This window comes from Streptomyces sp. NPDC102274 (genome assembly GCF_044766385.1).
Taxonomy (GTDB): Bacteria; Actinomycetota; Actinomycetes; order Streptomycetales; family Streptomycetaceae; genus Streptomyces.
In genome coordinates, this window is sequence record NZ_JBIWLW010000020.1 from 65,541 (window position 1) to 86,033 (window position 20,493).

Consider the following 20,493-nt stretch of genomic DNA (forward strand, 5'->3'; position numbering starts at 1 on the left):
CCCTCTCCGCCGGAGAGGGGGCACATCCGCTTACTGCCCCTCTTTCCTGGCCCGGCTCGGCTGGACCCGTTTCGGCTCCCCCGGCATCTTCGGGTAGTCCGGCGGGTACGGCATGTCCCCGAGGCCGTGGTCCCGTTCGTACCGGTCGGCCAGCTCCAGCAGCCCTTCCAGGCTGTGCGGCCGGTCGGCCATCTCGGCGTGCAGATCGCCCACTTCGGTGAAGCGCACCGGCATCGTCGCCAGATCGAAGTCCTGCGGGGCGACCTCGTCCAGCTCGGCCCAGCGCAGCGGCGCGGAGACCGGGGCGTGCGGCTTGGGGCGTACGGAGTAGGCGGACGCGATGGTGCGGTCGCGGGCGGTCTGGTTGTAGTCGACGAAGATCCGCCGGCCGCGCTCCTCTTTCCACCAGGCGGTGGTCACCCGGCCCGGCATCCGCCGCTCCAGTTCATGACCGACGGTGATGGCGCACCGGCGTACCTCGGTGAAGGTCCAGCGCGACTCGATCGGTACGAACACATGGAGGCCGCGTCCTCCGGAGGTCTTGGGCCAGCCGCGCAGCCCTTGTTCCTCCAGGAACGCGTGGAGTTCGTGGGCGGCCGAGACCGCGTCCTTGAAGTCCGTGCCGGGCTGCGGGTCGAGGTCGATGCGCAGCTCGTCGGGGTGGTCGGTGCGGCCCTTGCGCACCGGCCAGGGGTGGAAGGTGAGACAGCCGAGGTTCGCCGCCCAGAGGACGGCGCCGACCTCCGTCGGGCAGATCTCGTCGGCCGACCGGCCGCTGGGGAAGTCGATACGGGCGGTGGGGATCCAGTCGGGCAGGTTCTTGGGGGCGCGCTTCTGGAAGAAGGACTCGCCGTCGACGCCTTCGGGGAAGCGCTCCAGGGTGGTGGGCCGGTCGCGCAGGGCGCGCAGGATGCCCGGCCCGACGGCGAGGAAGTAGCGCGCGACATCCAGCTTGGTGAAACCGCGCTCGGGAAAGTAGATCTTGTCCGGGCTGGACAGCCGTACGGCCCTGCCGTCCGCTTCCAGCTCCACCGCTGCACCCATGTGCGCCACGGTAGGCCGGGCCCGCGCGGAGCGCATATCGGGCGGAGGCCGCTGTTCCCGAGCACAATCGGGGCATGGATCTGCCGGTGATGCCTCCCGTGAAACCCATGCTCGCCAAGTCCGTGGCGCGTATCCCGCCCGGGATGCAGTACGAGGCCAAGTGGGACGGCTTCCGGGCGATCGTCCACCGCGACGGCGACGAGGTGGTGATCGGCAGCAGGACCGGCAAGCCGCTGACCCGGTACTTCCCGGAGCTGGTCACGGCCCTGCGCGCCGAGCTGCCCGGACGCTGTGTGGTGGACGGCGAGATCGTGATCGTCCATGGGGACCGGCTGGACTTCGACCAGCTGACCGAGCGCATCCATCCGGCGAGGTCCCGGGTGGACCTGCTCGCCGAGCGCACCCCGGCGAGCTTCGTGATCTTCGACCTGCTGGCCCTCGGGGACTCGTCACTGCTCACCATCGCCCAGGCGCGGCGCAGGGAGGCGCTGGAGGCCGCCTTCGCGGTGCTGCACCCCCCGGTGTATCTGGCGCCCGCCACGAGCGATATCGAGGTGGCCCAGGAGTGGTTCGAACGGTACGAGGGCGCAGGTCTTGACGGGGTGATCGCCAAACCCCCGGATCTGCCGTACCGGCCCGACACCCGGTCCATGTACAAGATCAAGCATGAGCGGACGGCGGATGTGGTCGTCGCCGGATACCGCCACCACAAGAGCGGTCCCGTGGTGGGCTCGCTGCTCCTGGGGCTGTACGACGCCGCGGGCGCGCTCCAGCATGTCGGGGTGTGCGCCGCGTTCCCGATGAAGCGCCGGGCGGAGCTGATCGAGGAACTGGCGCCGCTGCGTATGGAGTCGGCGGAGGGCCATCCCTGGGCCGCGTGGGCGGAGGAGTCCGCGCACGAGAGCGCCCGGCTGCCGGGCGCGCCGAGCCGCTGGTCCGGTACGAAGGATCTGTCCTGGCTTCCGCTGCGGCCGGAGCGGGTGTGCGAGGTCGCGTACGACCATATGGAGGGCGACCGGTTCCGGCACACCGCGCAGTTCCGCCGCTGGCGGCCCGACCGTACGCCCGCGAGCTGTACGTACGCGCAGTTGGAGGAGCCCGTGCGGTACGACCTGGCAGAGGTGCTCCGGGCGCCCGGAGCGTAGGCCTTGTCCTGGGCCTTGTCCTGGGCCTTGTCCTGGGCCTTGTCCTGGGCCTTGTCCTGGGCTCTGTCCTGGGCCCTGTCCTGCGGAGCCACACGGGGCCCGCGATCTTACGGACCTGTGACGCCCCGGCGCGTGGCCGCGCGCGGCGGCCGGGCGCCGCATAGCGTCCCCGTCATGCGTGTACTCGTCACCGGAGGCGCGGGCTTCATCGGCTCGCACATCGTCACCTCTCTCGGCTCTCTCGGCCATCGGCCCGTCGTCCTGGACGCTCTGCTGCCCTCGGCGCACCCCGTCCCACCGCCGCGTCCCCGGGAGGCGGAGTGGATCCACGCCGACGTACGGGACCGGACCGACCTCGCCCGCGCCCTGCGCGGTGTGGAGGTGGTGTGCCACCAGGCCGCGATGGTCGGGCTCGGCAAGGACTTCGCGGACGCACCCGACTATGTGAGCTGCAACGATCTGGGCACGTCCGTACTGCTCGCGGCCATGGCGGAGGCCGGTGTGCGGGATCTGGTGCTCGCCGGGTCGATGGTCGTCTACGGCGAGGGCCGCTACGACTGCCCCCGGCACGGCCGGGTCGCACCGGGCCCGCGGACCGTGGCGGACCTGGACGCCGGGCGCTTCGAACCCGGCTGCCCGTCCTGTGGCGCGGAGTTGACGCCGGGGCTGATCGGCGAGGACGCGGCCACCGATCCGCGCAATGTGTACGCGGCGACGAAGCTGGCCCAGGAGCATCTGGCGGCGGCCTGGGCGCGGGCCACCGGCGGCCGGGCAGTCTCGCTGCGCTACCACAACGTGTACGGGCCGGGGATGCCGCGCGACACCCCGTACGCGGGGGTCGCCTCGTTCTTCCGCTCCTCGCTCGCCCGGGGCGAGGCGCCGCGGGTCTTCGAGGACGGGCGGCAGCGGCGGGACTTCGTCCATGTACGGGATGTGGCGTCGGCGAACGCGCTGGCGCTGAGTGCCGTACGGATCCGGGAGCCCGGTGTGCTGAGCGCGTTCAACACCGGCAGCGGAGAGCCGCACACGGTCGGCGAGATGGCCGGGGCGCTGGCGGCGGCGCACGGCGGCCCCGAACCGGTGGTCACCGGGGAGCACCGGCTCGGCGACGTCCGGCACATCACGGCGTCGTCGGCGCGGCTCAGGGCGGAGCTCGGCTGGCGGCCGTCGGTCGGGTTCGCCGAGGGCATGGCGGAGTTCGCCGCGGCGGGTCAGCGGGCGGCCGCGGTTCTCTGACCACCGCGTACGTAGGGCCCGGAGCGGTACGGCGACCCGGGCCGGTCCCGGCTGCCCCGGTGCGGCGCCGTGTGCTGTGACCCGAACGGCCCGGGGCCGGTCGCCGCCCCGTGCATGTCCGTGTTTCGTAAGGCCTCACATCCCTTTTGTCGGCTCCCGAATTCATACGGTGATGGACGTGACCCCCTCCGAACCCACGACGGTTGACGTCGTACTCCCCTGTCTTGACGAGGCCCTCGCCCTGCCCTGGGTGCTTGAGCACATGCCGGACGGCTGGCGCGCGATCGTCGTCGACAACGGCTCGGCCGACGGCTCGGCGGAGATCGCCGCCGGGCTCGGCGCGACGGTGGTGCACGAGCCGCGGCGCGGGTTCGGGGCCGCCTGTCACGCCGGACTGCTCGCGGCCGAGGCGGAATTCGTCTGCTTCTGCGACTGCGACGCCTCGCTCGACCCCGGGCTGCTGCCCGCTTTCGTGGCGGAGATCGCCGCGGGCCGGGCCGATCTGGTGCTGGGCCGCCGTCGGCCGCGGGCGCGCGGAGCCTGGCCGGCCCACGCGCGGGCCGGGAATCTGGCGCTGGCCCGGATGCTGCGCCGCAGAACCGGTCTGCGGCTGCGGGATCTCGGCCCCCTGCGCGCGGCGCGCCGCGAGGCGCTCCTCGGACTCGGTCTTACGGACCGCCGCAGCGGCTACCCGCTCCAGATGGTCGTACGAGCGGCCGACGCGGGCTGGCGGGTGGTGGAACGTGACGTGCCGTATCTGCCGCGCACCGGCAGGTCGAAGGTGACCGGCACCTGGCGCGGCACCTGGCAGGCGGTGCACGACATGCGCGGAGTGCTGGCGGAGCCACCGGCAGGGAAGGCGACGGACGGATCGCGCGCCGAGCGGGGCGGGACGAGCCGGGCGGGTGTCCGATGACCACGCTCCTTGTGCTGGCGAAGGCGCCCGTGGCCGGGCGCGTCAAGACGCGGCTCACGCCCCCCTTCCGGCCGGAGGAGGCCGCCCAGCTCGCCGAGGCGGCGCTGTGCGACACGCTCGCGGCGGTCCTGGCCGCGCCCGTACGCCGGCGGTTGCTCGTCCTGGACGGTGTCCCGGGAAGCTGGCTGCCGGCCGGGATCGAGGTCATATCGCAGTCGGGCGGCGGGCTGGACGAGCGACTGGCCGCCGCCTTCGGACTCTGTACGGGGCCCGCCGTGCTCGTCGGGATGGACACCCCGCAGCTCACCCCGGAGCTGCTGGCCCCCGCGCTCGCGCCCGACGCGTGGCAGGGCTGTGACGCGTGGTTCGGGCCCGCTCCGGACGGCGGGTTCTGGGCGCTGGGCCTCGCCGCGCCGGACCCCGCGCTGCTGCTGGGCGTACCGATGTCGGTGCCCGAGACCGGGGCCGTACAGCGTGCGCGGCTGCTGGACGCGGGGCTCGCCGTACGGGATCTGCCGCCGTTGCGCGATGTCGACACCGCGCGGGACGCCACGCTGGTGGCGGCCGAGGCACCGGACAGCCGGTTCGCCGCGGCCTTCGGCCGGCTCGCCGGGACCGGGGTGCGATGACCACCGCCAGGACCACCGCCCAGGCCCACACCCCGGCCCACGCCCAGGCCCATGCCCAGGCCCATGCCCCGGCCCCGCCCCGGTCGCCCGCCGCGGGCGCCCTGCGGCAGCGCCGTACGGCTCCCTGGCAGGCGGACCCGTACACCGACGCGCTGCGTACCGGCCGCGGCCCGCTCTTCCTGCGGCGCGCCGACGGCTGGCTGCTGCCACTGGAGGTGGAGCGCTGGTGCGCGGAGCCCGACAGCGCCGATCTCACGGTGCTTGAGCGCTGCCGGGGCACCGTGCTCGACATCGGCTGCGGCCCCGGCAGGCTCGTGGCGGCACTGGCGTCCCGGGGCCGCCCCTCCTTGGGCATCGACATCAGCCCGGCGGCCGTGGCGCACGCCGTGCGCGCGGGCGGCAGCGCGCTGGTGCGGTCGGTGTTCGATCCGCTGCCGCGCGAGGGCGGCTGGCACACCGCGCTGCTCATGGACGGCAACATCGGTATCGGCGGAGACCCGTTGGCGCTGCTCTCCCGGCTCACGAGGGTGGTCGGCACGGCGGGTTCGCTGATCGTCGAGACGGCCGCGGCCGGGATGGACGCCGAGCTGGACGAGCGCGTCCGGGTACGGGTCGACAATGGCAACGGCGCCCCGGGCGAGGCGTTCTCCTGGGCCCGGGTCGGCACCCGCGCGCTCATACGGCACGCCCGCGCCACGGGCTGGGCCGCGTCCGAGCAGTGGACGGCGGCGGGCCGCCGCTTCGTCACGCTGGAACGTCCGGACTGATCCCGCCCACCCGCTCGTACGGCAGGTCGCGCGGGCTCCGCATCGGCCGGGCCGCATGACGCGCCAACCGGGTACGCCGCTCAGGTGAGGACGCGGGCACCGCTCAGATGTGACCTACGTACACCCAGGCGCCGTCGTGGCGCGCGAACCGGCTGTGCTCCTCCTGGACACCCGGTTCGCCCCGCCGGGTGAAACGGGCCCGGAAGGTGACCGTGCCCGTGGTGTGGAACGGGCTGCCGTCGGTGACGTCCAGGATCTCCAGGCCGGTCCACCGCGTCGCGGGGTCGAGTTCGAGGGTCGGCGGGCGGGTCGCCGGGTCCCAGGAGCGCAGCAGGTAGGCCGCGTCGAGGACGGCGAAGGCGGTGTAGCGGGAGCGCATCAGCAGCTCGGCGGTGGGTGCGGTGGCGGGACCGGTGTGGAACCGTCCGCAGCACGCGCCGTACGTGGCGGCCCGTCCGCAGGGGCAGGGCGAGTCGGCGGTGACGGCGGACCGGCTGGATCCGCTGGGTCGGGCGGGGCGGCTGGGGCGAGCGGGGCGTCGGGCCATGTGCCTATTCTCGCCGCACGATCCACCCGCGTCCCACCGCACGATCCACCCGCGCCCCCCATGCGTCCGATCCCGAGTGCGCCTTCACCCTCCTCGGTCACCGCCGGCTCGTCACTGCCCCCGGTGACCGAGCCGCGCCGAGAGCGCGCCCGCTCCTTTCACCGCGAGCTGGGCGAGCTCCTTCTCGCGAGCGCCGCTCCACCGGATCATCGGCACGGAGATGGACAGGGCCGCGACGACCCGGCCCGCGCTGTCGCGTACCGGCGCCGCCACACAGCTCACATCGGGGTTGGACTCGCGGTGCTCGACGGCGACGCCGCGTTCCCTGATCCCCGCCAGCTCCGCCCGCAACACCTCCGGATCGGTGATGCTGGCGGGCGTCATCGCGGTGAACTCATGCCCGGCGATACGGTTCTCCAACTCGCCGGCGGGCAGTGAGGCGAGCAGCATCTTGCCGACCGAGGTGCAGTGGGCGGGCAGCCGGCGGCCGGCCGCCGAGACCATCCTGACCGCGTGCGTGGAGTCCACCTTCGCGATGTAGATGACGTCGGTCTCCTCCAGGATCGCGACATGTACGGTCTCGTCGCACGTCTCGGCGATCTCGCGGGCGACATGCCCGCCCTCGGCGGCGATATCGAGCTGTTCCGCGTATCTGCTGCCGAGTTGGTAGGAGCGCACGCCGAGCCGGTAGCGGCCGGGCTGCCCCGGGACGGCCGCCAGATACGAGCGGGCCGCGAGCGTGGTGAGCAGTTCGTGCACGGTGGTGCGCGGCAGTTGGAGTCTCCTGATGACATCGGGCGCGGTGAGCGTGCCGTCGCCGTCCAGGAACAGTTCGAGTATGTCCAGGGCCCGCGTCACCGCGGGGACCAGCCGTCCCACGACCGCTCACCCACCCTTCGTGTTCGGTACTTCGGCCATCGGCCGGAATGACGAACACAGGCTAACCGTCGCGCAACCCATTGACACCCCTCGGAGTGCCTGAATACCGTCACGCCACGATTTCGAACGGGCGACGAAATACCGAACAGACGAGGGGCAACTGCCGTGCGCATCACGGGAATCAGCACACACGTGGTCGGTACGCCCTGGCGTAACCTCACGTATGTCCTCGTTCATACGGACGAAGGGCTCACCGGGGTCGGCGAGACCCGGATGCTCGGCAGGACGGACGCGCTGCTCGGCTATCTGCGCGAGGCCGAGGCCAACCACATCCAGGGCTCGGACCCGTTCGCCGTCGAGGATCTCGTACGGCGGATGAAGTACGGCGATTACGGGCGGGCCGGCGAGATCGTGATGTCGGGCATCGCGGTCGTCGAGATGGCTTGCTGGGACATCAAGGGCAAGGCGCTGGGCGTGCCGGTCTGGCAGTTGCTCGGCGGCAAGGTCACCGACCGGGTCAAGGCGTACGCCAACGGCTGGTACACCACGGAACGGACCCCGGAGGCGTACCACAAGGCGGCCGAGGCGGTGATCGCGCGCGGCTACCGGGCGCTGAAGATCGACCCGTTCGGCACCGGCCACTTCGAGTTGGACCGGGCGGCGTCGAACGAGGCGGTGGCGCTGATCGAGGCGGTACGGGACGCGATCGGGCCCGACGCGGAGCTGATGCTGGAGATGCACGGGCGGTTCAGCCCGTCGACCGCCGTACGGCTGGCGCGTGAGATGGCGCCGTACGCCCCGGCCTGGCTGGAGGAGCCGGTGCCGCCGGAGAATCTCAAGGCGCTGAGCAAGGTCGCGGAGAAGGTCGAACTGCCGATCGCGACCGGTGAACGGATCCATGACCGGGTCGAGTTCCGTGAGCTGTTCGAGTCGCAGGCCGCCGACATCATCCAGCCGGACGTGGGGCACATCGGCGGCATCCTGGAGACCCGGAAGCTGGCCGCGACCGCCGAAACACACTACACACTGATCGCACCGCACAATGTCGGCGGCTCGGTGCTGACCGCCGCGAGCCTTCAACTGGCCGCCTGTACACCGAACTTCAAGATTCTTGAGCACTTCAATGACTTCGCGGACGCGGAGATCAAGAAGGTCGTCACCGGCGCTCCGGAGATCGATCCCGGGACAGGGTGTTTCGAGGTGTCGCACGCGCCGGGCCTCGGGGTCGAGTTCGATGTGGCGGCGGCGGCCGAATTCCCGCAGCAGCACGCGCGGTTCGACCTGTGGGCCGAGGGCTGGGAGAAGCGCGACCCGAAGGCGCCGCGGTGACCGGCCCGACGGCGGACGGCACGACGACGGACGGCCCAACGGTGGACGGCACGGGTGTGGACGGAGTGGGCATGGACGGCACGACCGGCCGCGCGATCATCGTCGACCGGCCCGGCGTCCACCGGCTGGTGAGCGGTCCCGTGCCCGTCCCCGGGCCCGGCGAGGTGCGGGTACGGGTCGTCGCCGCCGGGATCTGTATGAGCGACCGCGAGGTGTACGACGGCCATCGCGACGCGGCCTATGTGCGCTATCCGGTGACGCCCGGTCATGAATGGTCGGGGACGGTCGACGCGGTGGGCGAGGGTGTCGACGCGCGGCTGACCGGCCGCGCGACGGTCGCCGAGGGCTTCCGGTACTGCGGGACCTGCGCGCGCTGCCGGACCGGTGAGACCTCGCTGTGCACCAGCGGCTACGACGAGACGGGCTTCACCGTTCCCGGCGCGTTCGCCGACCATGTCGTGGTGCCCGCACGGCTGTTGCATCCGCTCGCCGATGACGCGGATCTGCGGGCCGCCGCCCTGCTGGAACCGGCCGCCGTGGTGGCCGCGGCGGTGCGGGCCGGCCGCCCGGAGCCCGGTGAGCGGATCGCGGTGGTGGGCGCGGGCACGCTCGGGCAGCTCGCCGTGCAGCTGCTCGCCGCCTCCTCCCCCGCCGAGCTGGCGGTGATCGACCCGCGGACCGAACGGACCCTGCTGGCACGGGAGTTCGGCGCGACGCTGACCGGGACCCCCGAGGACGCGAAGGAACTGCACGGCCGGTACGACCTGGTGGCGGAGACCGCCGGGGCACCGTCCACGGCAGCCTCGTCCTGTCTGCTGGCCCGGCGCGGCGGCCGGGTGGTGCTCACCGGGATGTTCGCCCCCGGCGCGACCGGGATCGACCCCGTGCTGCTGACGCTCAATCAGCTGACGGTACGGGCGGTGTTCGGCGCGCCGTCCGCCGCCTGGGCCTTCGCCGTACGGGCGTTCACCGCCGGGCTGCTGGCCCCGGCTCCGCTGATCACCCACGAATTCCCGCTGGAGCGGTACGGCGAGGCCGTATCCCTGGTCGGCGGCGGCGCTCCCGGCACCGGGAAGGTACTGCTGCGCCCCTGACCCGGATCCGCACGACATCACGCACCACTGAACCGGAGGACTCGTCCGTGACCGACGTATCAGCCCCCGCTCCTCGCCGACCCGGCGCACAGGCGCTCGCCACGCTCGGACTGGCCGCACCCGAACCCCGCCCCGCGGACGCCTCCCCGCACACCTTCCCCGACGGTGGCCGCTGGCGTACCGAGATCCCCTCGGTCGAGGGCCCCGAGAGCCTGGCCGAGGTCCTGAAGGAGTCCGCCCGTCTCGATGTGCCCATCCACCGCGTCAGCCAGGGCAGCGGCGTCTGGATGCTCTCCGACGCCGATATCACCGAGATGGCCGACGCCTGCGCGGCCCGCGACATCGAGCTGTGCCTGTTCACCGGGCCGCGCGGGACGTGGGACACCGGCGGCTCGACCCGTACGGACTCCGGCGGCGCGGGACTACGCGCCCGGGGCCATGACGCCCTGGCCGGCTGTGTCGAGGACGCCCTGCGCGCGACCGGGCTCGGGGTGAAGTGTCTGCTCGTCGCGGACGAGGGCGTGCTGTGGACCCTGCACCGGCTGCGCGCCCGGGGCGTGCTGCCCGCCGACACCACCTTCAAGGTGTCGGCGCTGATCGGCCCGGTCAACCCGGCCTCGTACGCGGTGTTCGAGCAGCTGGGCGCCGACTCGATCAATATCCCCTCGGATCTGGCGCTCGCGCATTTCAGCGAGATCCGCCGGACGAGCCGCGCGCCGATGGACCTCTACATCGAAGCGCCGGACGATCTCGGCGGCTACGTGCGGATGTACGAGACGGCGGAGCTGATCCGGCGCGGCGCCCCGCTCTATCTCAAGTTCGGGCTGTCGAAGTCGCCCGGAATCTATCCGTACGGCGCCCAGTTGCGGGAAACCGCCCTCAGCAGCGCCCGTGAACGGGTCCGCCGCGGGCGGCTCGTCCTCGATCTCCTCATCCGGCACGGCGCCGACGGCGGGATGTCGCCGCTCGGCTCCCGACTGCCCGGTCCGCTCAGCCGCTTCCCTCTGACCCCAGACCCCAGACCAGCCATAGCCCCAGACCAGCCATAGCCCTACACCAGCCCAGCCCAGCCCAGCCCAGCCATGAACGCAGACAAGGACTGATGCACCCATGCGCACTCGCCGAGCCGCACTCGCCGTCACCGCCGTATCGCTGGTCCTCTCACTCGCCGCCTGCGGGCAGAGCAGTGAGGGCGGCAGCAAGGACGACACGAAGGACAGCGGGGGCTCCACCGTCGGTATCGCGATGCCGACCAAATCATCCGAGCGCTGGATAGCCGACGGCGCGAACATGGTCGCCCAGTTCGAGAAGCTGGGCTACAAGACCAACCTCCAGTACGGCGAGGACAACGTTGCCCAACAGGTAGCCCAGATCGAGAACATGATCACCAAGGGGGTGGACGTCCTGGTGGTCGCGGCCATCGACGGCCGGGCCCTCAGCGATGTCCTCCAGCAGGCGGCCGACCAGAACATCAAGGTGATCTCGTACGACCGGCTGATCCTCGGCACGGAGAACGTCGACTACTACGCGTCCTTCGACAACGAGAAGGTCGGCGTCCTCCAGGCCACGTATCTCATCGACAAGCTGGGCCTGAAGGACGGCAGCAAGGAGGGCCCGTTCAATATCGAGTTGTTCGCCGGATCGCCGGACGACAACAACACCCGCTACTTCTTCGACGGCGCGTGGAAGACCCTCAAGCCGTTCATCGACAAGAAGCAGCTCGTCGTACGGAGCGGCCAGACCAAGCTGGACCAGGTCACCACGTTGCGCTGGGACGGCGGCACCGCGCAGACGCGGATGGACGACCTGCTGACCGGGTCGTACGGCTCGCAGCGGGTGGACGCGGTGCTCTCGCCGTACGACGGCATCTCCATCGGCATCCTGTCGGCGCTCAAGTCCGACGGCTACGGCACAGCCGCCCAGCCGTACCCGCTGGTCACCGGGCAGGACGCGGAGGTCGCCTCGGTCAAGTCGATCATCGCGGGCCAGCAGACGCAGACGGTCTACAAGGACACCCGCGCGCTCGCCAAGCAGGCCGTGCAGATGGCGGACGCCGTGCTCAACGACAAGAAGCCGGAGGTCAATGACGAGAAGACCTACGACAACGAGGTGAAGGTCGTCCCGGCCTATCTGCTGGACCCGGTCAGCGTCGACAAGTCCAACTACCGTGCGGAGCTGGTCGATTCCGGCTACATCAAGGCGAGTGACCTGACGTGACCAGTCACACCGACGGGACGGCTCCGGTCCTGGAGATGCGCTCCATCGTGAAGACCTTCCCGGGGGTCAGGGCGCTCGCCGATGTCAGCCTCACGGTCGCCCAGGGAGAGGTGCACGCCGTCTGCGGGGAGAACGGTGCGGGCAAGTCGACGCTCATGAAGGTGCTCAGCGGAGTACATCCGCACGGCAGTTACGAGGGCGAGATCCTCTTCGAGGGCTCTCCCTGCGCCTTCCGGGACATCAGGGCCAGTGAGGCCCAGGGGATTGTGATAATCCATCAGGAGCTCGCCCTGATCCCCTACTTGTCGATCGCGGAGAACATCTTCCTCGGCAACGAGCACGCCACCCGTGGCTTCATCAGCTGGAACGACACCCTCAGACACGCGGCTTCGCTGCTCAAGCGGGTGGGTCTGGACGAGCGTCCGCAGACCCGGGTCGCCGATATCGGGGTCGGCAAGCAGCAGCTCGTGGAGATCGCGAAGGCACTCGCCAAGAGGGTGAAGCTGCTGATCCTGGACGAGCCGACCGCCGCGCTCAACGATGGCGACAGCGCCCAGCTCCTGCGGCTGATAAAGGAGTTGAAGGAGCAGGGCATCACCTCGATCATCATCTCGCACAAGCTGAACGAGATAGCCGAGGTGGCCGACTCCGTCACGATCCTGCGGGACGGCCGGACCATCGAGACCCTCGATGTGAAGGCCGAGTCGACCACCGAGGACCGGATCATCCGGGGCATGGTCGGCCGCGATCTGGACCACCGTTTCCCCGAACGCACCCCCTACGAGGGCGATCCGGGCGCCCACCCCGCGCTGGAGGTGCGCGACTGGACGGTGCACCACCCGATCGACCAGCAGCGCAAGGTCGTCGACGGAGTCTCGGTCCGGGTCCGCAGGGGCGAGATCGTCGGGATCGCCGGGCTGATGGGCGCGGGCCGCACCGAACTGGCGATGAGCGTCTTCGGCCGCTCGTACGGCCGGAACATCAGCGGGACCGTGCTCAAGGAGGGCCGGGAGATCAGTACGCGGACGGTGCCGGAGGCCGTCGCGCACGGCATCGCGTATGTCACCGAGGACCGCAAGCAGTACGGGCTCAATCTCATCGACACCATCGGCCGGAACATCACCCTGAGCGCCCTGTCGAGGGTCGCCAGGCGCGGCGTGGTCGACGAGCACGAGGAGACGCGGGTCGCCGAGTCGTACCGCGCGAGCATGAACATCAAGGCGCCGACGGTCTTCGAACAGGTCGGCAGGCTGTCGGGCGGCAATCAGCAGAAGGTCGTCCTCAGCAAGTGGATCTTCGCGGGACCCGATGTGCTGATCCTCGACGAGCCCACCCGCGGTATCGATGTCGGCGCGAAGTACGAGATCTACACCGTCATCGACCGGCTCGCCGCCGAGGGCAAGGCCGTCATCTTCATCTCCTCCGAACTCCCCGAACTGCTCGGTATGTGCGACCGCGTTTACACGATGGCGGCCGGCCGGCTCACCGGTGAGATCCCGCGGGCGGAAGCGACCCAGGAAGTCCTGATGCGTCACATGACCAAGAACACGAGGTAGTCGACATGGGTCCGGTCACCACCGATGCGCCGAAGGGCGACACACCGAAGGAATCGCCACCGTCGCCCCCGTCCGGGCGGAGCGGTACGGGGGCGCTCCTGCTGGACGCCGCGCGCCGCAATATGCGGCAGTACGGCATGCTGATCGCCCTCGGCCTGATCGTCGTCCTGTTCGAGATCTGGACCGATGGCGTCCTCCTCAAGCCGAACAACGTCACCAATCTGGTGCTGCAGAACAGCTACATCCTGGTCCTCGCCATCGGCATGATGATCGTCATCATCGCGGGCCATATCGATCTCTCGGTGGGCTCGCTGGCCGCCTTCGTCTCCGCCGCCTGCGCGGTGATGATGGTCGAGCACGACATCCCGTGGGTGCTCGCGCTGGTCCTCGGGCTGCTCATCGGGGCGGTCGCCGGGGCCTGGCAGGGATTCTGGATCGCGTATGTCGGCATTCCGTCGTTCATCGTCACGCTCGCCGGGATGCTGCTGTTCCGCGGCGGTACGCAGATCTTCCTGGGGTCGCGCTCGCTCGGCCCGTTCCCCGAGGGTTTCCAGAAGATCTCGACCGGCTATCTCCCCGAGATCGGCCCGGCCACCAACTACCACAATCTGACACTGCTGATGGGGCTGGCGCTCCTGGCGTTCGCGCTGTTCCAGGAGTTCAGGGACCGGCGCCGGCAGCGGGCGTACGACCTGGAGGTGCTCCCCCGCAATCTCTTCCTCGTCAAGTGCGTGGCGCTCGCCGCCGCCGTACTCGCCTTCACGATGACCCTGGCCAGCTACCGCGGGGTGCCGGTCGTCCTGCTGCTGCTCGCGGCGCTGCTGATCGGCTTCGGCTACGTCATGCGCAACGCCGTCGTCGGCCGTCATGTGTACGCGCTCGGCGGCAATCAGGCCGCGGCGAAGCTGTCCGGGGTCAAGGACAAACGCGTCACGTTCCTCGTCTTCGTGAACATGGGCGTACTCGCGGCGCTGGCCGGAATCGTCTACGCGGCCCGGCTCAACGCGGGTGTGCCCCAGGCCGGGATCAACTTCGAACTGGAGGCCATCGCGGCCGCGTTCATCGGCGGCGCGTCGATGAGCGGCGGCGTCGGCACGGTCTTCGGCGCGATCATCGGCGGGCTGGTGCTCGGTGTGCTCAACAACGGCATGTCGCTCGTGGGCATCGGCACGGACTATCAACAGGTCATCAAGGGCCTGGTGTTGCTCGCGGCGGTCGGCTTCGACGTCTGGAACAAACGCCGAGTGGGCGCCTGAGAGTCACCGGTCACGACTTGCGCGCGGCGTCGCAGCACACCTGAATAGTGCTGCGACGCCGCGCCCCCGTTACCGGTTACAGCTTGCGTGCCACTGCCGCGTACCCCGGGATCGGCTCATTGCCGGGGACCGGCACGACCTCACCCAGCCCGGGACGCCAGTCGGCGGCCAGCGAGACCCCGGGCTCGACCAGGTCGAGCCCGGTGAAGAACGCGGCGAACTCGTCCCGCGAACGGAGGGCCAGGGTCAGACCGCGCTGCCGGTACAGCGCACGGGCCTGGTCCGAACTCTCCCTGTCGAAATCGCCCGTGGCGTGGGAGATGACGAGATAGCTGCCGGACGGCAGCGGTTCGAGCAGCCGGCGCACCAGCTCGTACGCGCCGTCCTCGTCCGCGACGAAGTGGAGCAGCGCGACGAGGGAGAGCGCGACCGGCCGGGTGAGGTCCAGGATCTTGCCGGCGGCCTCGATGATGCTCCCCGGCTCGCGGACATCGGCCTGGACGTACTCGGTGACGCCCTCCGGGGTGCTGCGCAGCAGCGCCTCGGCGTGCCGGAGGACGATCGGGTCGTTGTCGGTGTAGACGATCCGGGAGTCGGGTGCGACCTCCTGGGCTATCTGGTGGAGATTGGGCTCGGTGGGGATACCCGTACCGATGTCGAGGAACTGGCGCACCCCGCCTTCGGTGCCGAGCCAGCGGGTGGCGCGGTGCATGAACGCCCGGTTGACCCGGGCCATTTCGGGACCCCTGGCGTCCAGTGCGAGAAGCTGCTTCGCCATCTCCTCGTCCACCGGGTAATTGTCCTTGCCGCCGAGGAACCAGTCGTACACCCGGGCCGGATGCGGCTTGGTGGTGTCGATCGGGTCATGCCCGGTCATGTGCGCTCCATGAGTCTCAGGTCAATGAGTCGATGAGTGGAGATGCGGAGATGCGGAGAAAACAGGGGTTGAGCGGGTTCGACTGAGCATGTTCGGCTGAGGGGATCAGGTGAGCAGGAAGTCCGCCTGGCCCGACTTGGCACCTTGGATGAAGGCGGCGATCTCATTGGTGGTGTAGATCAGTGCGGGGCCGTCAGGGTCGGCGGACTGGCGCACGGCGACTCTGCCGTCGGCCAGCTTCATGGCCTCGATGCAGTTGCCGCCGTTGCCACCACTCCACGGCTTGTGCCAGCCTTCGGCGCCGAGGTCGGCGGCGGGCATGCCGTTGTATATGGGATCCATTCACAGCTCCTTGCGGACATCCCTGAGGATCTCCTTCGTGCGTTGTGCAGTTGCGGCCTGGGCCGCCATCCGGTCCATGACCTCCAGGTGGGTGGCCACTTCGGGACGAGCATCGAGATAAACGGCACCGGTGAGGTACTCGCTGTAGACCATGTCCGGCAGCTCCGGTACCGCGAAACGGAAGATCACGAACGGCCCGTAGGTACCGGGGTGGTGTCCGGTCGAGAATTCCGCGATCTGCAGGGTCACATTGGACTGGGCGGTGGCTTCGAGCAGCCGGTCGATCTGTTCCCGCATGATCTCCGGGCTGTCGCCCACCGGGCGGCGCAGCACCGTCTCATCCATGATCACCCAGAATTTGGGCGCGTCCACGCGGGTCAGGAGAGACTGGCGTTCCATCCGGAGCGCCACGTGGCGCTCGATGTCCTCCGGCCGCGCCTGCCCCACGGCGCCGGCGTTCATGACGGCGCGCGCGTAGCCCTCGGTCTGGAGCAGCCCGGGTACGAAGTGCGGTTCGTACGCCCTGAGCAGCGCGGCGGACCCCTCCAGGCTGACATACATGCTGAACCAGTCCGGCAGGATGTCGTGGAACCGCTGCCACCAGCCGGGCTTATTGGCTTCCTCGGTGAGTTCGACAAACGCGTCGGCCTCGTCCTCGGGGATCCCATAGGCCCTGAGCAGCACCTGTACATAGGGGATCTTGAGCGCGACCTCGGCCGTCTCCATCCGGCGTATCGTCGCCGGGGCCACGCGGAGGAGCTTGGCGGCCTCCTCGCGTTTCAGCCCTGCACGCTCGCGCAGATCCTGCAGGCGTCTGCCCAGTACGACCTGTCCCACGGTCGGGGCGGACCGCGGCTCACTCACTTTTGGGTCCTCCCCACGCACGGTTGATAGCAGTCTGCCATGTCTCTTCCACGAAGAACACGGCACTCTGAAAAATTCAGAGTGCTACTTGCCAAGTGTCCTCGGCGGGTGGAGAGTGGATCGGTGAACCAGTTCACGCGGTCGTCGCGCTCTGCCACGGGAGAGGTCTTGGGCGCGAACGCCGCTCCCCCACCGTTAGGAATCGGTCGTGGCACCTGGTAACGCGCTCACCCCACAGCTCACAGCCCTGTGCCCTGGCAACGTTGTCCGTCGTTACGGGTTCCAATTGCCGGCTCACGCCGAGTCCGTCTGTCGCGCGAGACAGCTGACCCGCGACCGTCTCGCCACCTGGGATGCGGACGAGGAGACCCGCGAGACCGCGGCGCTCGTGGTGTCGGAGCTGGTCACCAACGCGGTGGTGCACGCCGCGGGCGACCATGTCGTCTGCGAGATACGGCAGACCAGGGGAAAGCTGCGGATAGCGGTGGAGGACCAGGGGTACGGGCCGACGGGGCCGCAGCTGCACCGCACCGAGGAAGGCGAGAGCGAGGGCGAGAGCGGCCGCGGACTGTTTCTCGTCGATTCCATATGCAGCGCCTGGGGAGCCCACGACACATCGGGATATGGGCCCGGACGTGTCGTCTGGGCGGAACTGTCACACGGAGCGGAGCATTCATGCTGAAGACCACGTTGCATCGCCTTTCGCGCGGCCTGCGCAACGAGTCATCTCCCGAACACGTACAGCTGCCGCTCCCCCCGACCCTGCCCGCCTCGCTGGGGTGTGACGCCGTGGGTATCCCGGCGCGGCACGGCTTCCGGCTGATGGCGCGGCTACCGAGGAAGGGCTGCATCTTCGCCGACGCCGAGTGGTGGTGGTGGATCGTTCCGGCGGGCTCGGACCTGGATCTGACCTGGCCGTCGCCGGCCCGCTATGTCGCGGGGACGAGCGTGCCCGCGACGCACCCCCGGCTGATCCACTGGCCGGAGGACCCCACGCCGTACACCCCGCCGATCCCCTTCTACCTCATGGTCTGCCAGCTGACCGGCACCGCGCCGTCCTGGGAGCCCGACGGCGCGGCGGGGACGGTACCGGCACGGCGGAGCTAGAGGGAGCAGCTCCTGTTCCCGGAGCGGGACCGGCTGATCGGTCGGTCGGCTTCGCACTCCGGTCCCGTTACCGCGGGCCGATCACATAGGCTCATGTGTGAGATGAACAACAACCACACTTCCCTCGGCCCGAAGGCCGACAAAGAGACCGTACGCCGGCACAATCTGAGCCTTGTGCTACGAGCGGTACGGGACGAGGGCGAGGCGACCCGGGCCGGGGTCGCGGCACGGGTGGGCCTGACCCGGGCGGCCGTGTCGTCCCTGGTCGAACAGCTACTGGACAGCGGGTTCCTCTCCGAGTCCGGCAAGACGTTCAGCGGCCAGGCCGGGCGGCCTGGCACCGTGCTGAAGGTGACGCGCACGGGACCCGCGGGGATCGGCGTCGAGATCAATATCGACTATGTGTCGGTGTGTGTGGTCGACCTGTCCGGCACCGACCGGGTCCGGCTGACCGAACACCTCGACAACCGGGACTCCCGCCCCGTCGATGTGCTGGCCCGCTGCGCCAGGATCGCCGCCCATACCCTGGAGTCCGCCGCCGAGCAGGATCTGCTGCCGGTCGGGGTCCAACTCGCCCTGCCGGGGCTGGTGTCGGGCCGTACGGTCCGGCAGGCCCCGAATCTCGGCTGGAACCTGGTGCCCTCCGACGAGTTGTTCGCCTCCGCGCTGGCCGAGCTGCGGCCCGATCTGCCGCCGCTGCCGGTGAGTTCGGAGAACGAGGCCAATCTCGCGGCGCTGGCGGAGCTGTGGTTCGGCGATCTCGGCCCGCTCCGTACCTTCCTCTATCTGACCGGTGAGATCGGCGTCGGCGGCGCGCTGGTACTCAACGGCGAACTGCTGCGCGGGGCCCATGGGTTCGCCGGGGAGATCGGCCATGTGGTCGTCGATCCGGAGGGGCCGCTGTGCCGTTGTGGCTCCCGGGGGTGCCTGGAGCAGTACGCGGGTCAGTCCGCGCTGCTGCGGGCGGCGGGGATCGACGAGAACGCCGGGGTGCCGGGCGTGGCCGAGCTGGGGCTGCGCGCGGCCGCGGGCGACCCCCAGGCCGTCGCCGCCGTGGAGCGGGCCGGGCAGACGCTGGGCCGGGTGCTGTCGGGTGCGGTGAACCTCTTCGACCCGGACGCGGTCGTCCTCGGCGGGATCTACCGCGAGCTGATGCCCTGGCTCTCGCCGGCCGCGGACCGGGAGCTGACCGCGCGAGTGGTGTCGGGCCTGTGGAAGAGCGACAGCGGGCGGCTGCGCGGGTCCTCCTCGGCGGGGGACGCGGCGCGCGGCGCGGCGGCTCTGGTCGTCCAGGCGGTGCTGGCGGATCCGGTGGCGTACGTACACCGCGAGGCGCGCGGAACGGGCTGACGTACGGCACAGCCGAAGCGACGCGGGACGGCCGGCGCAAGCCCGTCCCGCGTGCGTTCGTGGCGTGGCTCCTACGGTCAGCGGACGCCGAGGAGGTGGTCCATGGCGAGCTGGTCGAGGTGCTCGAACGCCATGCCGCGCGCGGCGGCGGCATCCACGTCGAACTCCTCGTAGGCGCTGCGGTCGGCCAGCAGCGCGGTCACGCCCTCGGGGGCGGTGGGCTGCGCGAGTTCGTCCACGCGGGAGGCGCGCAGTGCCTCCTGGACGAGGGGGTCGGCGCGGAAGGAGGCAGCCCGCTCCTTGAGGATCAGATAGTTGCGCATGCAGCCGGCGGCGGAGGCCCACACCCCGTCGAAGTCCTCGGTGCGCGGCGGCTTGAAGTCGAAGTGCCGCGCGCCCTCCCAGCCCGCGTTCTCCAACAGGTCGACCAGCCAGAAGGCGGCACGCAGGTCGCCGGCGCCGAACCGCAGGTCCTGGTCGTAGCGGGTGCCGTGCTGGCCGTTGAGGTCGATGTGGAAGAGCTTGCCCGACCAGAGCGCCTGGGCGATGGCGTGCGGGAAGTTGAGCCCGGCCATCTGCTCGTGGCCGACCTCGGGGTTGACGCCGAACAGCTCGGGGCGCTCCAGGCGGTCGATGAACGCCAGGGCATGGCCGACGGTGGGCAGCAGGATGTCGCCGCGCGGCTCGTTGGGCTTGGGCTCGACGGCGAACTTGAGGTCGTAGCCCTGCTCGACGACATACTCCCCGAGCAGGTCGAAGGCCTCCTTCATCCGGTCGAGGGCGAGGCGTATGTCCTTGGCCCCGCCCGACTCGGCGCCTTCACGGCCACCCCAGGCGACGAAGGTCCTGGCGCCCAGTTCGGCCGCGAGGTCGACATTGCGCAGCACCTTGCGCAGGGCGTAGCGGCGGATGTCGCGGTCGTTCGCGGTGAAGCCACCCTCCTTGAAAACGGGGTGGGTGAAGAGGTTGGTGGTGACCATCTCGACCGTGATCCCGGTCTCTTCGGTCGCCTGCGTGAACCGCTTGATGTGCGCTTCGCGCTCCGCCTCCGTCGAGCCGAACGGAATGAGGTCGTCGTCGTGGAAGGTCACACCCCACGAGCCGAGCTCCGCGAGTCGGTGAACCGATTCGACGGGATCCAGCGCCGGGCGGGTCTCGTCGCCGAACGGGTCCTTGCCCTGCCAGCCCACCGTCCAGAGGCCGAAACTGAACTTGTCCTCGGGGGTGGGTGTGAAGCGTTCCGTCATGACTCTGGCCGCCTTCGATACCTCAGGTCCGGCACGTGCCGACCTCATTTGTTTCCTGACATGACTAATAATGCACGGGGATGGGGGTGTG

The 20,493-nt window shown here is 70.2% G+C and carries 21 protein-coding genes; 14 read left to right on the plus strand and 7 right to left on the minus strand.

Annotated features, from left to right (window positions below; translation table 11 throughout):
* Positions 1-30 precede the first annotated feature (30 nt).
* Complete coding sequence (ligD, locus tag ACIRQP_RS25185) at positions 31-1,044, minus strand: non-homologous end-joining DNA ligase (RefSeq protein ID WP_403893392.1); 1,014 nt, start codon at positions 1,042-1,044, stop codon at positions 31-33.
* 74 nt (positions 1,045-1,118) lie between these two features.
* Here ligD and ACIRQP_RS25190 point away from each other — a divergent pair, with 74 nt between their 5' ends.
* The 5 genes from ACIRQP_RS25190 to ACIRQP_RS25210 all read left to right on the plus strand — a co-directional run bounded on the left by ACIRQP_RS25190 (position 1,119) and on the right by ACIRQP_RS25210 (position 5,737).
* Positions 1,119-2,189 carry an ATP-dependent DNA ligase gene (locus tag ACIRQP_RS25190; protein ID WP_403893393.1) on the plus strand — a complete coding sequence of 357 codons (1,071 nt, stop codon included), beginning with the start codon at positions 1,119-1,121 and terminating at the stop codon, positions 2,187-2,189.
* Positions 2,190-2,363: 174 nt separating this feature from the next.
* Positions 2,364-3,425 (plus strand): NAD-dependent epimerase/dehydratase family protein, encoded by a 1,062-nt coding sequence (locus ACIRQP_RS25195; RefSeq protein WP_403893394.1) that lies wholly within the window; start codon positions 2,364-2,366, stop codon positions 3,423-3,425.
* Between the two features lie 172 nt (positions 3,426-3,597).
* On the plus strand, positions 3,598-4,341 hold the full coding sequence (locus ACIRQP_RS25200; RefSeq protein WP_403893395.1) for a glycosyltransferase family 2 protein: 744 nt from the start codon (positions 3,598-3,600) through the stop codon (positions 4,339-4,341).
* A complete protein-coding gene (locus ACIRQP_RS25205) occupies positions 4,338-4,970 on the plus strand; it encodes a DUF2064 domain-containing protein (protein WP_403893396.1) in 633 nt (210 codons plus the stop codon). The genes ACIRQP_RS25200 and ACIRQP_RS25205 overlap by 4 nt, the downstream gene beginning before the upstream one ends.
* Complete coding sequence (locus tag ACIRQP_RS25210) at positions 4,967-5,737, plus strand: class I SAM-dependent methyltransferase (protein WP_403893397.1); 771 nt, start codon at positions 4,967-4,969, stop codon at positions 5,735-5,737. Before ACIRQP_RS25205 ends, ACIRQP_RS25210 begins: the two co-directional genes overlap by 4 nt.
* A 103-nt stretch (positions 5,738-5,840) precedes the next feature.
* Here ACIRQP_RS25210 and ACIRQP_RS25215 read toward each other — a convergent pair whose 3' ends face one another.
* The gene (locus ACIRQP_RS25215; protein WP_403893398.1) at positions 5,841-6,284 is read right to left on the minus strand and encodes a YchJ family protein; all 444 of its coding nucleotides are present in this window, start codon (positions 6,282-6,284) and stop codon (positions 5,841-5,843) included.
* 111 nt (positions 6,285-6,395) lie between these two features.
* A complete protein-coding gene (locus ACIRQP_RS25220) occupies positions 6,396-7,163 on the minus strand; it encodes an IclR family transcriptional regulator (protein WP_403893399.1) in 768 nt (255 codons plus the stop codon).
* 165 nt (positions 7,164-7,328) lie between these two features.
* On the opposite strand from ACIRQP_RS25220, the gene ACIRQP_RS25225 reads away from it, so the two are divergent.
* The 6 genes from ACIRQP_RS25225 (at position 7,329) to mmsB (ending at position 14,615) form a co-directional block, all read left to right on the plus strand.
* Positions 7,329-8,492, plus strand: coding sequence for a mandelate racemase/muconate lactonizing enzyme family protein (locus ACIRQP_RS25225; RefSeq protein ID WP_403893400.1), 1,164 nt, complete (start codon positions 7,329-7,331; stop codon positions 8,490-8,492).
* Positions 8,493-8,563: 71 nt separating this feature from the next.
* Positions 8,564-9,586 carry a zinc-binding dehydrogenase gene (locus tag ACIRQP_RS25230; protein ID WP_403893488.1) on the plus strand — a complete coding sequence of 341 codons (1,023 nt, stop codon included), beginning with the start codon at positions 8,564-8,566 and terminating at the stop codon, positions 9,584-9,586.
* Between the two features lie 47 nt (positions 9,587-9,633).
* Entirely contained in the window at positions 9,634-10,635 is a 1,002-nt protein-coding gene (locus tag ACIRQP_RS25235; protein WP_403893401.1) for a hypothetical protein, read from the plus strand.
* Positions 10,636-10,696: 61 nt separating this feature from the next.
* Complete coding sequence (gene chvE, locus ACIRQP_RS25240) at positions 10,697-11,803, plus strand: multiple monosaccharide ABC transporter substrate-binding protein (RefSeq protein ID WP_403893402.1); 1,107 nt, start codon at positions 10,697-10,699, stop codon at positions 11,801-11,803.
* A gap of 35 nt (positions 11,804-11,838) precedes the next feature.
* Positions 11,839-13,359: a multiple monosaccharide ABC transporter ATP-binding protein gene (gene mmsA, locus ACIRQP_RS25245; RefSeq protein WP_403893489.1), complete on the plus strand. Its 1,521-nt coding sequence runs from the start codon at positions 11,839-11,841 to the stop codon at positions 13,357-13,359.
* Between the two features lie 5 nt (positions 13,360-13,364).
* Positions 13,365-14,615 carry a multiple monosaccharide ABC transporter permease gene (gene mmsB, locus ACIRQP_RS25250; protein ID WP_403893403.1) on the plus strand — a complete coding sequence of 417 codons (1,251 nt, stop codon included), beginning with the start codon at positions 13,365-13,367 and terminating at the stop codon, positions 14,613-14,615.
* A 76-nt stretch (positions 14,616-14,691) separates the two neighbouring features.
* Here the strand turns inward: mmsB and ACIRQP_RS25255 are convergent, their stop codons facing one another.
* The 3 genes from ACIRQP_RS25255 to ACIRQP_RS25265 form a co-directional block, all read right to left on the minus strand.
* Entirely contained in the window at positions 14,692-15,492 is an 801-nt protein-coding gene (locus ACIRQP_RS25255) for an SAM-dependent methyltransferase (protein WP_403893404.1), read from the minus strand.
* A 105-nt stretch (positions 15,493-15,597) separates the two neighbouring features.
* The gene (locus ACIRQP_RS25260) at positions 15,598-15,834 is read right to left on the minus strand and encodes a DUF397 domain-containing protein (protein WP_030350290.1); all 237 of its coding nucleotides are present in this window, start codon (positions 15,832-15,834) and stop codon (positions 15,598-15,600) included.
* A complete protein-coding gene (locus tag ACIRQP_RS25265; RefSeq protein WP_403893405.1) occupies positions 15,835-16,698 on the minus strand; it encodes a helix-turn-helix domain-containing protein in 864 nt (287 codons plus the stop codon). It abuts the gene before it with no gap.
* 208 nt (positions 16,699-16,906) lie between these two features.
* Here ACIRQP_RS25265 and ACIRQP_RS25270 point away from each other — a divergent pair, with 208 nt between their 5' ends.
* The 3 genes from ACIRQP_RS25270 to ACIRQP_RS25280 all read left to right on the plus strand — a co-directional run bounded on the left by ACIRQP_RS25270 (position 16,907) and on the right by ACIRQP_RS25280 (position 19,155).
* Positions 16,907-17,380 (plus strand): ATP-binding protein, encoded by a 474-nt coding sequence (locus ACIRQP_RS25270; protein ID WP_403893406.1) that lies wholly within the window; start codon positions 16,907-16,909, stop codon positions 17,378-17,380.
* Positions 17,374-17,805: a hypothetical protein gene (locus ACIRQP_RS25275; RefSeq protein WP_403893407.1), complete on the plus strand. Its 432-nt coding sequence runs from the start codon at positions 17,374-17,376 to the stop codon at positions 17,803-17,805. The genes ACIRQP_RS25270 and ACIRQP_RS25275 overlap by 7 nt, the downstream gene beginning before the upstream one ends.
* A gap of 102 nt (positions 17,806-17,907) precedes the next feature.
* On the plus strand, positions 17,908-19,155 hold the full coding sequence (locus ACIRQP_RS25280) for an ROK family protein (protein WP_403893408.1): 1,248 nt from the start codon (positions 17,908-17,910) through the stop codon (positions 19,153-19,155).
* 77 nt (positions 19,156-19,232) lie between these two features.
* Here the strand turns inward: ACIRQP_RS25280 and xylA are convergent, their stop codons facing one another.
* On the minus strand, positions 19,233-20,402 hold the full coding sequence (xylA, locus tag ACIRQP_RS25285; protein ID WP_403893409.1) for a xylose isomerase: 1,170 nt from the start codon (positions 20,400-20,402) through the stop codon (positions 19,233-19,235).
* Positions 20,403-20,493: the final 91 nt, after the last annotated feature.